Below are 11,844 nucleotides of genomic sequence, written 5' to 3'. Positions count from 1 at the left end.
AAATGTCGATTTATTAGGGAATACACCTTATTCAAACTCATATACTTTGGCAAAAGGTAGTAATTCATTAGTTTTTAATAAATTACTCTTACTTATTCCAAATTCTTAGAATTCACATCATTTCCTATACATGGCATTTAAAACCAATCTGATTCTTTTCATCTTATTAGTCAACTATTCATTTTCCATGGCTCAGCACAACGCTAATTACGACGAAAGCAAGGTTCCTGACATTACACTTCCAGATCCTTTTGTAAGTCTGAGAGGTAAGCTTATCAGCACGCAGCAAGATTGGGAGGAGATTCGAAGACCAGAGATTCTGGATCTTTTCAGAGAATATGTCTATGGTAATGTACCAACTGATTTTGATCAGATTTCATTTTCAGAAGTTCAGGAAGGTCAAAACCCCTATCCGGAAAAAGCCTTATTGAAAGAAGTGAACATAACCGTTTCCAGAAAAGGAAAATCGCACACGATGCGCCTGAACGTTTTTCTACCCAAGAATGGAGATGGCCCATTCCCAATTTTCTTTCTTGTCAATCACCGAGCCGAAAATGAAGAAGTAGGCCTAGTAGAGGAAGGTTATTGGTCAGTTTCAGAGTTGATCGATCGTGGCTATGCTACCGCTTCCTTTCATGGTGAAACTGTTGCTCCAGATGACGCCGAAAGATTCTCAGAAGGGATTCTAACCACACTTTATCCCGAAGAGCTAGGCAAGGCAGATGGGATGAGGACTTTCGGAGCTTGGGCTTGGGCAGCGATGCGAGCAATGGATTATTTTGAGCAAGACCCACTCTATAACACCAGAAAATCTGCCCTAATCGGCCACTCTAGATCTGGGAAAACTGCCCTTTGGGCTGGCGCAAATGACCCACGCTGGTCTGTAGTTTATTCAAATGAATCAGGCTGTGGCGGCGCTGCTATTTCCAGAAGAAAATACGGAGAAACTGTAGCTGTAATCAACAGCAGTTTTCCTCATTGGTTTGCAGATAATTTTAAAGCATACAACGCTCAAGAGGAAACTCTACCTGTCGATCAGCACATGCTAGCCGCGCTTATTGCACCACGTGCGCTGTACTTTGCCAGTGCTAGAGGAGATCAATGGGCAGACCCAAAAGGCGAGTATATATCCATGCAATTGGGATCTCGGGTATATTCTGAAATCTATCAGCAGGAAGTAACTTTCCCTCTAGCTTTCGAAGAAATCGCTTCCCCCATAATTCAACCTTTTGCCGGCTATCATATCCGTGACGGCAAGCATAATTTAACCTGGGAGGATTGGAAAAATTTTATAGATTTTGCTGAAATTCAGTGGAAGCAAATCAGGTAAGCACCGGACACCATCTCTTTTTCTAAATAGTAACTTATCTAATCAAACCCATAATTAGCCCATGAAAACCTTACTTTTCATTTTATCTCTCTTCAGCTTTTTCCCTAAAACAGAAAAACCGAATGTGAAAATCCTAAGCTCTGGCTTCATCTACGAAGAAGCTCCTTACCCATCCTGCCATGCGTCTACTTTAGTGGAGACAGACCGAGGAATAATGGCTTCCTGGTTTGGTGGGAGTTACGAAAGACATCCAGACGTTAGTATTTATACATCTCTTTTAGACAAAGGAACTTGGTCTACTCCCAAAATGGTGGCTGACGGAATAGAAAATAAAGACTTCCGAAATCCTACTTGGAACCCGGTTCTATATCAGAACCCAAATGGACAACTCGTACTTTTCTACAAGGAAGGTCCAAATCCCAAAGAATGGTGGGGACTATACAAAACTTCAGATAACGGAGGGAAGACCTGGTCTAAAGCCATTCAAATCCCCCCAGGAATGCTGGGTCCTGTAAAAAACAAAGCCGTCACTTTGTCGGACGGAACACTGCTACATCCAAGTAGCTTCGAAACAAATGGCATATGGAGCATGCATGTGGAAACTACTACCTCTGATATCACAAATTGGAAGAAAATTGAAATCGACAACGGCGCTTTTCATGCAATTCAGCCAACGATATTAACTTATCCAAATGGAAAACTCCAAATGCTTGCCCGAACTCAAGAAGATGTGATCGGAACAACCTGGTCCTCAGATAATGGTAAAACTTGGTCTACTGTAGAATCCACAGGATTGGTTCATAACAATTCAGGCATAGACGCAGTCACCTTAAAAAGTGGTGTACAATTATTGCTTTGCAATCCTATTAAAAAAGGCAGAAACAAGCTCTCTCTAATGATGTCCATGGACGGAGTAAAGTGGGAAGAGCTATATGTATTAGAAGATCAACCTAAAGGTGAGTTCAGTTACCCAGCTATCATTCAGGCGAAGGATGGCTCAGTTCACATGACCTACACTTATAATAGGGAGAAAATAAAATACGTTTCCTTAAACCTGGAATAACCACTCTTCTTCAAACCTAGCCATGTCTTTTCCCAAACCCTTGCGCGGAATTATCCCGCCATTGATTACTCCTATTCACGAAGATTTCACGCTTGATCATACCAGTTTGATCAAAATTCTAGAGCATACTATTTCTGCTGGTGTTCTTGGGATCTTTATTCTTGGGACTACGGGAGAGTTTGCTAGTCTAAACTCCATCGTAAAACATGAGCTGATTTCTATGACCTGCGCCAAGGTTGATGGCCAAATCCCTGTTCTTGTAGGGATCACTGACTGCTCCTTCAATGAAAGCCTAAATCTAGCAGCAAAAGCCTTGGATTCAGGCGCAAGCGCTGTGGTAGCTACGTCGCCATTCTACATGAATATAGGCCAAGAAGAATTGGTTAATTATTACCAAAAACTGGCTGACAGAGTTGAGTTACCTCTTCTGCTCTATAATATGCCATCCCACACAGGGATGGCTATAGAGCTCAGTTCCGTGGCAATTCTGGCTGAGCACCCCAATATCATTGGCATCAAAGACAGTTCGGGAGATCTATCGTATTTCGAGTCTTTGTGCGATTTATTTAAAGAAAAACCCGATTTCACCATACTCGTAGGCCCCGAAGAATATCTGGTAGAAACGATGAATATGGGCGGGCATGGCGCTGTAGCTGGAGGAGCCAATTTATTCCCGGAGTTGTATGTCAAGCTTTATGAAGCCATTCTGGCAAAAAACTATGAACAGGTTGAAGCGCTACAGGTGACAGTTTTATTTCTGAGTAAGAATCTATACGGTCATGGCACCTACAAATCGAATTACCTTAAAGGACTCAAGGCTTCCATGTCATTTTCAGGATTGTGCAAGGGCATTTTAGCTTTGCCACTTTTTCCATATAGTGAGAACGAAAAAACAAGTCTCAAAGATAAGTATGATGCGGTCTTAGCGAGAGTGACTTCAGTACTTTAATTAGCTTTCAAAGCCCGGTTTCACCATTTCCCAAAACTCATCCAAGGCTATAATTCTTGGTTTGAGAAAGGAAATAATTTCTGGCCAATCCATCTCATTCATCACATTTACTGCTGGCAATATTTTCTCTATCCTAGAGACCGTCTGCCCAAATTCATTGATCTGATGTAGTTTCCAGCTCCATTCCTCTCCTAGAGTTGACTCCAAGATCTTTCGAAGTTGCCCAAACTGATCAAAGTACAGTTCCTGCAACTCTTCATCGGGATGACCTAATTCAATTCCTATAGAAGCAAAGTCACGCTCGGCCTTCATCCTAAAATAAATGTTTCGAACTCCCGTCTTGTAGTTAGGCCAATTTATCCTTCTTCCCTCTGCATTCGGAATTGGCTTCATGTATTGCCCGAAAGCAATCCAAAACTCCGAACGGATTCTCGATGTTTCAGCTTTGCTGTACAAGACTAATAGGTGGTATGACTGTCGCTTGGTAGGACAAGAATAATCTCCCCAGAAGTTGCATTCGCATCTTCCAGCTTGTCAATCTGATCTTGAGTCACCATGTGAATATTGAAAATCTTAATAGCAGGAAACTCCTTTTTCAGGTACCAAAGTATCCCCTCTCCATCTTTGGAATGATAAGATCCATTGATATGATAAACCTTCTTACCCTTGGACAGAGGTTCAAAAAGTGACTCGGCCATGGTTGCGTCTTTCAATGCCTGCGCTTGAATCATCAAATCTGGATTCCCTGGCGCACCATGCATCATATCCTTCATCGCCACATATCCTGGCATGCTCATATCCACTTCCATTGGGAGCTTCGCAAAGTACCTTTTAGCCTCTGGTGAAAGAGAATCCAAACCTGCTAAGCCTGCCTTACTGACTAGAGAAGCATATTTCCGCGGAACATTCGTTGCTATAAATCTCAGTCCTTTCTCTTTCGCGTAGCGCAACACAGGACGGTAATCAGTATTATAATTCTTCCAAAGATTAGCTTCTGCTTCGAAGTTACTTTCTGTTATTTGACCGGCAAACCATTGGTCCAAGTTCAGCTGATCTTCACGCTCAAAAATCTCTGACCCCACGACAAGATCTGAGTTTTCCGCCTGCAATCCTTTCAGTACTTGCAACTGCAACCAATGACCCACGCTGTTATTATGAAGTTCTCCGAAGAAAACAGCATCTGCTTTTGCCGCTTCTTTCAGCACTTGTTGGAGATCTACTTTTTTGCCTTTGCTAGTAAAAAACTGATAGGCTTCGCCTTGTGCTTTAAGTGTTCCTATAGAACACAGCACCAGTAGGACAGCCAAGAAATAATTACGCATAATCTTCAGGATATTGAATTTGCACGGAGGAGAAACTTACTAACCCACCGAGTGCGGGGTGATGCTTTTTGAGCGTTAATCTAATTTTGGTGGTTTTGGGATATGCTTCCAGAATATCTGTCACGATCATATGACCTAGATGCTCCAGAAGCTTCACCTTTACATCCATTCTGGCTTTGATCAGTTTGTACAACTTGGAATAATCCACCGTCGCACTGAGATCATCATGAAGCATCGCCTGGCGAAAATTTGTTTCCAGTTCAAGATCCAACGTGAAGCGATTCCCTAAGATAGATTCCTCTGGATAGGCACCGTGATACGCATGAAATTCAATCCCTTCGAGACTTACTTTTCCCATTAGTCAAATTGGTCAAAAAATGATCCCGATTGGTTCTTCGGATCTTCCGTAGGTTTTTGAGGGGAAGCTTGCGGCTTTAATTCCTCCACAATTGGCTTTTGCTTCACCTCTTCCAATTCTTCTATATCCTCCTCAAGAGCCTCATCTTCCAGTTGCATCTTGGTGTCTTCTAATTCTAGCTCCTCTATTTCCTCTTCATTGATTTCCATTTCCAAATCAGGCGTAGAATCATGCTCTTCAAGTTCTAAGTCCTCTTCGATAACTTCCATCTCAGCCATTGGATTCTCTTCGATTTCCTCCTCTATTATCTCTTCTTCATATCCAAGATTCTCCAAATTACCAAAAGTAAAAGTCTGAGATCTACTCAATTCATCTATAGCACGCGCATGTGCTTTGGCATCTATTCTGGAAAAATGCGCTTCTGAAAGATCGATTTGATTGGCGGTATCCTGTGCAATTCTTCTCAGGCTTTTCACCATAGATTCTCTTTGCTCAGCTAGCCCTTCATACGAACGCACCAAGCCCTGCATGCTTTCTCGCAACTCTACGATAGTTTCTTTTGCTTTGGTCTCAGCAGCATTTATAAGTGCTGCAGCCTGCTCTTCGGTCTGTCTTCTAGAATCGGCTACCATCTGGTCTAAATGTCTGGTAGCATTTGCTGCGATCTCATTTGCATCTGCGATGATCAAATCAGCCGCTTCGTTAGCTTCCACAATGATCGCTGCACCAGTATCCTCTGCTGTTTTCAGTGTACGAAAAAGTGAGTCCTCCACATCCTTCAAGCGCTTTGCCTCCGCTTCTGTATTTTGAAGCTTAGTCTTAAGCTCCATATTTTCTTTGTGAAGCTGATCGACTACTTCAGAGATTTCATCCAAAAATAGGGTAACTTCTTTTTTCTCATATCCTCTGAATCCAACTTCAAAGGTTTTTTGCCGAATGGCTGCTGGTGTGATCTTCATGTGTTAATTCGCTTCAATTTGCCAAATAGAAATAGTACGGTCGTCTGACACGGAAATAACGTTGCCTTGATAGCTACTCCAAATTACCTTGTTAATTGAAGTACCGTGGCCTGCATTTCTTGCTTTGTCGATGACCTTGAGGAGTTTTTTCTCACCTGCATCCCAAATCTTTATCGATTTGTCCATAGAGCAGGTGACTAGGAGATTCCCGTCCTCCTTGAAATATAAATAATTAATGGCATACATATGTGCCACAATGTTCTCTTGTAAGGAATAGCTATCAGTTTCCCAAAATTTTAATCGTGCATCCCTTCCAGCGCTCACCAAAATTGATTCATCTGGGGAATAAGAAAGTGCGAAAACTGAGTTGGTATGTCCAGTCAAATTGGCAACAGGATGAAAATCGTTTGATAAATCAAGAACCTTCACGGTATGATCACTCAAGCCCACAGCCAGCTGACGTTTGTCTTTAGCCAAAGACATAACTCGAATACTCTTCGTGCTCAGCTTGATATGTTTTTTAATCGTTTTGGAATTGATATCCACCACGATCAATACCCCATCTCCTGTACCAATATAGGCTTCATCGCCGAATATTTTGATATCAAAGATTGCCTGATCAGTCAACTTAAGTGACCACACTTCCTTGCTTTCATTCAGGTCGATGACATGGATGCCTTCAAAATTATGCCCGATAAAAAGCAGGTTTCTGCTAAAATCTACCGACAAGGCATACACTGAGTGCGGAAGTCTGGCGATCAACTTACCATCTTTGGGATGATCCAAATCCCACTCCACCACCATTCCATCTCCGGCTCCGGTATAAAAATATCTGGGATCACAACCTTCAGTCAACGCATAAATGCAGTCATTGTGCCCTGTTAGTGTTTGTAATTTATTAACTTCTATTTTTGACATATATTGGACGGAGACTTTCGGTGCCCTTCTGGCCTATGCAAACAAAAATAGAAAAAATAGATTCTTCCTCGGCTTTAGCTATCAAGATTATCGAAACTCAGGATGAAAATGAGCTGGATTTCCTGAGCTTTCGTGAAAAACTATCCTACGCCAATATTTCTCATCAGGAAAAAAAGCGAGAATGGGCTACTGCCCGCATGGCAATCCGGGATGCTTTGGATGTATTGCACGTTCCTTATCCAGGTTTTTTCAAAGATGAACATGGTAAATCTCAAACGATGAACGGGCATGGCTACATGTCACTATCGCACACGATGGGCTATGCAGGGGCAATTTATCATCGCGACAATCCAGTCGGAATAGATATGGACTTGATCCGGGAAAAAATACTGAGAATTGGATTCCGGTTTCTGGACCAGTCAGAATTAGATTTTCTAGCAAAAGACCCACTTGATTACACGATGGCTTGGTCGGCAAAAGAATCTATCTTTAAGTGTCAGGGGAAAAGAGGCGTATCCTTCAGGGAGAACATCCTTTTAGAACCATTTGACTCGAAGACTGGAATCATCAAAGGTAAGATCCGAGGTACGGACTTTACGGATCATCATTACACAGTACAAGTTCGGGTGATCTCGGATGTTGTGCTCACTTACACTATCTGGTAAATGAAAAAATTAAGCTTAGTATTCCTCTTTCTGCTTTTCACTTCTGTATCTCTTTCAGCTCAAGGTCTAGAAGGAATAAATCTAACTGATGCAGTCACGGGCAAAGCCATCAATATTCAGTCTCAGGTGAAAGGCAAAGGCTTAGTACTGATCTTCCATAGTTTGGCATGTCCTTTTGCCAAACTATATGAAGCTCGATTGATTGCTTTGCGCAGCAAATACCAAAGTCAAGGTTTTACTTTTATACTTGTGAATCCTGAGGTCAGCGGGAGTGAAGAAGATAAAACCACGCTCCGAAACTACATTGATCAATCGGACATCAATATGCCCTACTTGATAGATGAAAATCAAACGCTCAGCAAATTCTACAAAATCACCAAAATCCCTGAAGTAGTTCTGATTACTCCTGGTTCGACTGGAAACACAATTAGCTATAGGGGTGCAATTGATAATAATCCTCAGGCCGAAACTGCCGTATCCGCAAAACATCTAGACAGGGCTATGGACTCTTTACTGAAAGGCGAAGCGCCAAGTCCAGGGCAAGCTAGAGCTGTAGGCTGTAACCTACGTACCTATTGAGCATTTAACAGATTGATAAGCTCCTGAATTTCTTGCACTTTATCGGATTCCCCTAGTTTCTCGAAGGAGTTTTCCAGATTCCTAAACATCCGCAGCATAATCTGAAGATGAGCACATGGCTCAAAGTAATCCTCCTTGGGATCGATCTTCAGTTGCTCCAAGTAGTTAAAAATATCTTTTCTACTGAATATCAAACCCTTATTAAAAGCATTGATGTAGAAAGTGACGTCGGCTGATTTATAGGTAAGTACAAAGAGATTTGGAAGATTCACACCGTAAATCGGCAACCCAAGTTTTTTGGCTACGAGCAAATAAATAGAACATAATGTCAGTGGATTTCCACGCTTGGAATCCAGCACAGACGAGAGCATGCTATTAGCAGGGGAATGAAAATTCTTGGTATTTGCTGAGAATCGAAGCGTATTATACAAGACATTGTTGATGGCCCGCACCTGCTCGTAAGGAGTCAAATCATTTTTGAAAGCAGTCCATACATCGAAGTAAATCTGATGCATTTCAGCATTCAGTTTGGAGTATTCCAAATCAGGATATTGGTAGGTATTGATGATCCATAGCCCCGTGAGCAGGTCTCGGTCATCCGTATCTCTCCAGTCTCTCAATCGTGCTTTAAGAAGAGAAAACTGGAGCTCGTGCACCAGATCCTCTATCTCTTTTTGTATATCAGGGTTAAAGCTACTCTCCCACTTTTTTTCCAAAAATGGAATAATCTCATTTCCAAGAGAAGTAATTCGATCCCGTACATGCATTCTCACTTCACTATCGGTATCATCCAATAAGGAAACTAAGGCGTTTAATTCTCCATCTGTCAATTCACTCATAGTCAAAAGGCTACCGATAATGGGGTAAAACTGTAAAATAAGATACTAAAAAATATCTTAAGTCTGAATCACTCCTACGTTGAATCTTTCTGTAATGGGAGCATGATTTGCAGCTTCTATTCCCATGCTGATCACCTTTCTAGTTTCCCGCGGGTCGATGACTCCATCTACCCAAAGTCTTGAGGCGGCGTAGTAAGGACTCAATTCCTCGTTGTATTTTGAAGTGATTTCGTCAAGCAATTCCTTTTCATCTTCAGGAGATATTTCCAGACCTTTCTTCTTCAACCCAGCAACCTTGATTTGCAAAAGCGTATTTGCTGCCGCAGCCCCAGACATCACTGCCATCTGAGCTGTAGGCCAAGAGTAAATCAATCGAGGATCATAGGCTTTTCCGCACATCGCATAGTTTCCTGCTCCGTATGAATTACCTAGAAGAAAAGTGAATTTCGGTACCACTGAATTCGCCATGGTGTTTACCATTTTCGCTCCATCCTTGATGATGCCTCCATGCTCAGCTTTGCTGCCCACCATAAATCCACTTACGTCCTGAAGGAAAACTAAAGGGATTTTGCGCTGATTGCAATTCATAATAAATCGAGCGGCCTTGTCTGCTGAGTCTGAATAAATCACCCCTCCCATCTGCATTTCGCCTTTGGAAGTTTTAACGATCTTTCGCTGATTAGCCACTATCCCTACTGCCCAACCATCAACTCTGGCGGTTCCGCAAATCAGCGTTTTGCCATAGTCCTCCTTGTATTCGTCGAAGTCTCCAGCGTCTACTAAACCCTTGATGATTTCAAGCATGTCATATGGCTTAACGCGCTCTGTAGGAAAAACCTCTACTAGCTTTTCACCCGACATTCCAGGATCTCGAGCTTCTGCTCTATCAAAACCTGCTGTGGGATTGTGCCCTATTTTATCGAAAATCCTACGGATCGCATCCAGGCAATCCTGATCTGTATCGTATTTATTATCTGTCACTCCTGAGATTTCGCAGTGCGTAGTTGCTCCACCGAGTGTTTCATTGTCTATCGTCTCGCCTATAGCTGACTTCACCAGATAAGAACCTGCCAAGAAAATAGATCCCGTCTTATCTACAATCATCGCCTCGTCCGACATAATAGGAAGATATGCCCCTCCTGCCACACAACTACCCATGATCGCAGCAACTTGCACAATCCCCATTGCCGACATTTTTGCATTATTGCGGAATTGACGACCAAAATGCTCTTTGTCGGGGAAAATCTCATTTTGCATAGGCAGAAAAACTCCTGCGCTATCGACTAAGTAAATCACAGGAATTTGATTCTCCATGGCGATCTCCTGAGCTCGAAGGTTTTTCTTGGCTGTCATCGGAAACCATGCCCCAGCCTTTACCGTGGCATCGTTGGCAACGATCATACACATTCTTCCGCTCACATAGCCAATACCCGTGACTACGCCACCAGAGGGACAACCGCCTTCTTCAGCGTACATCCCATCGGCTACAAATGCGCCAACTTCTAAAAAATCTGTGTCTTTATCACGCAAATAGTCTATACGCTCACGTGCAGTGAGCTTGCCTTTCGCATGTTCTTTTTCTATCCTTTTGGCTCCTCCTCCTAGCTTTACCTGCTCATATTTCGCCTGTAAATTCTGAAGTAAATTTTCCATGCTTGGATTAGAATTTCCGGTAGTTGTGGTCATTAGTCAAATTTGGGTTTAGTCAGTTAAACCATTGCTTTCAGCAAATAGTTTATGCCTCTAAGTTAAAAAAGAAAAAGCTAACAGTCGCAGTCCTTAGGCTCACAGTCGCAGTATTCAGTTTCCGAAAAGCAGACTGGAGAGCATTTTCATTAACAGGAAAATGCAAGCGGATAGGAGCAAAAACAAGCTAGATTAAATATCATTTTCCAGCTTCTGGAGAAGCAGGACAACTGTATTCATTTGTGCCCACCGCGGTGAAAGCAATCCATAAAAAAGCCCTCTTCCGAAACAGAAAAGGGCTAAGCATTATGCGAAAACTAGAAATTAATTTTTCTCTATTGATTCCTTGTAGTCTCTGATCGATCTGTAAATAGCCGAAGCCATATACTCTTTACCTTCCTGACTCATTAGAAATCTCTCTTCTTCCGTATTGGAAAGAAAGCCAAGCTCCACCAAAACTGATGGCATAGAAGGAGTCCAAAGCACGTAGAATGGACCTTGCTTTACACCACGGCTTTTTCTACCTACTCTATCTTTAAACTGAGCTTCAACATTAGCCGCTAAAGTTACAGAATTCTCAAAGTGAACTTTTGACATTAAGTTAAACATCATGTAGGATTCCGGAGAGGAAGGATCGAATCCTTCGTAGTTCTCCTCGTAATTATCCTCTAGGAGGATTACAGAGTTTTCTCGTTTTACAATGTCAAAGTTGGCATCAAAGTGTTTTGTACCCATTACAAATGTTTCTGTCCCGAAGGCAGATTTATTTGGTGCTGAGTTGGAATGAATGGACACAAAGAGATCTGCTTTGTTATTATTTGCAATCATAGGCCTTTCTTTTAAAGTAGGAAAGCTATCATCCTTACGGGTGTAGACTACTTGAACATCAGGCATATTCTCCTTGATATATTTCCCAACTAGCAGAGTTACAGCTAGGTTGATGTCTTTTTCCTTAGACCTTGACCCCACATTACCTGGGTCTTTTCCACCGTGTCCGGCATCGAGAACGATTTTTTTCATCCGAAACTTCGGCATCATCGTTTCGTTGTTGATAAATCCGCCAAAGACAAAGGGGATACATAAAATCAGACTAAGAAGAATTTTTTTGTTTTTGGACCGTTCCATGAGGGCAATAAAATTAACTTTACACGAAATTTCACTCAAATTAAATAAAGC

General features: G+C 42.1%; 13 protein-coding genes. 5 read left to right on the top strand and 8 right to left on the bottom strand.

The window, feature by feature from the left end; genetic code table 11:
• The first annotated feature begins 130 nt into the window (after window positions 1-130).
• The 3 genes from BM291_RS10210 to BM291_RS10200 all read left to right on the top strand — a co-directional run bounded on the left by BM291_RS10210 (window position 131) and on the right by BM291_RS10200 (window position 3,342).
• A complete protein-coding gene (locus tag BM291_RS10210) occupies window positions 131-1,330 on the top strand; it encodes a glucuronyl esterase domain-containing protein (RefSeq protein WP_092896964.1) in 1,200 nt (399 codons plus the stop codon).
• Window positions 1,331-1,391: 61 nt separating this feature from the next.
• A complete protein-coding gene (locus tag BM291_RS10205) occupies window positions 1,392-2,393 on the top strand; it encodes a sialidase family protein (protein ID WP_092896961.1) in 1,002 nt (333 codons plus the stop codon).
• Between the two features lie 22 nt (window positions 2,394-2,415).
• A complete protein-coding gene (locus BM291_RS10200; protein ID WP_092896958.1) occupies window positions 2,416-3,342 on the top strand; it encodes a dihydrodipicolinate synthase family protein in 927 nt (308 codons plus the stop codon).
• On the opposite strand, the gene BM291_RS10195 is transcribed toward BM291_RS10200, so the two are convergent.
• The 5 genes from BM291_RS10195 to BM291_RS10175 are packed head-to-tail and all read right to left on the bottom strand — an operon-like array spanning window position 3,343 to window position 6,899.
• Window positions 3,343-3,798 (bottom strand): DUF4268 domain-containing protein, encoded by a 456-nt coding sequence (locus BM291_RS10195; protein WP_092896956.1) that lies wholly within the window; start codon window positions 3,796-3,798, stop codon window positions 3,343-3,345. It lies immediately after the preceding gene.
• A 2-nt stretch (window positions 3,799-3,800) separates the two neighbouring features.
• Window positions 3,801-4,664, bottom strand: coding sequence for a ChaN family lipoprotein (locus tag BM291_RS10190; protein ID WP_092896953.1), 864 nt, complete (start codon window positions 4,662-4,664; stop codon window positions 3,801-3,803).
• A complete protein-coding gene (folB, locus tag BM291_RS10185) occupies window positions 4,657-5,022 on the bottom strand; it encodes a dihydroneopterin aldolase (protein ID WP_092896950.1) in 366 nt (121 codons plus the stop codon). Before folB ends, BM291_RS10190 begins: the two co-directional genes overlap by 8 nt.
• Window positions 5,022-5,981 (bottom strand): DivIVA domain-containing protein, encoded by a 960-nt coding sequence (locus tag BM291_RS10180; RefSeq protein ID WP_092896947.1) that lies wholly within the window; start codon window positions 5,979-5,981, stop codon window positions 5,022-5,024. Before BM291_RS10180 ends, folB begins: the two co-directional genes overlap by 1 nt.
• Before the next feature lie 3 nt (window positions 5,982-5,984).
• Complete coding sequence (locus BM291_RS10175; protein ID WP_092896945.1) at window positions 5,985-6,899, bottom strand: WD40 repeat domain-containing protein; 915 nt, start codon at window positions 6,897-6,899, stop codon at window positions 5,985-5,987.
• A 35-nt stretch (window positions 6,900-6,934) separates the two neighbouring features.
• Here BM291_RS10175 and BM291_RS10170 point away from each other — a divergent pair, with 35 nt between their 5' ends.
• Both BM291_RS10170 and BM291_RS10165 read left to right on the top strand, forming a co-directional pair.
• The gene (locus tag BM291_RS10170) at window positions 6,935-7,564 is read left to right on the top strand and encodes a 4'-phosphopantetheinyl transferase family protein (protein WP_092896943.1); all 630 of its coding nucleotides are present in this window, start codon (window positions 6,935-6,937) and stop codon (window positions 7,562-7,564) included.
• Entirely contained in the window at window positions 7,565-8,143 is a 579-nt protein-coding gene (locus tag BM291_RS10165) for a redoxin domain-containing protein (RefSeq protein WP_092896941.1), read from the top strand.
• Here the strand turns inward: BM291_RS10165 and BM291_RS10160 are convergent.
• The 3 genes from BM291_RS10160 to BM291_RS10150 form a co-directional block, all read right to left on the bottom strand.
• Entirely contained in the window at window positions 8,137-8,982 is an 846-nt protein-coding gene (locus tag BM291_RS10160) for a transglutaminase-like domain-containing protein (RefSeq protein ID WP_092896939.1), read from the bottom strand. The two genes, BM291_RS10165 and BM291_RS10160, sit on opposite strands and share 7 nt — an antisense overlap.
• 57 nt (window positions 8,983-9,039) lie before the next feature.
• Complete coding sequence (locus BM291_RS10155) at window positions 9,040-10,635, bottom strand: acyl-CoA carboxylase subunit beta (RefSeq protein WP_245786829.1); 1,596 nt, start codon at window positions 10,633-10,635, stop codon at window positions 9,040-9,042.
• Between the two features lie 357 nt (window positions 10,636-10,992).
• Window positions 10,993-11,793 carry an N-acetylmuramoyl-L-alanine amidase family protein gene (locus BM291_RS10150; protein WP_092896935.1) on the bottom strand — a complete coding sequence of 267 codons (801 nt, stop codon included), beginning with the start codon at window positions 11,791-11,793 and terminating at the stop codon, window positions 10,993-10,995.
• Window positions 11,794-11,844 lie beyond the last annotated feature (51 nt).

Origin of the sequence: Algoriphagus aquimarinus, from assembly GCF_900112005.1 — a bacterium.
GTDB lineage: Bacteria > Bacteroidota > Bacteroidia > Cytophagales > Cyclobacteriaceae > Algoriphagus > Algoriphagus aquimarinus.
Note: the sequence above shows the minus strand (reverse complement) of the source record. Positions and strands in the feature narration are given on the sequence as shown.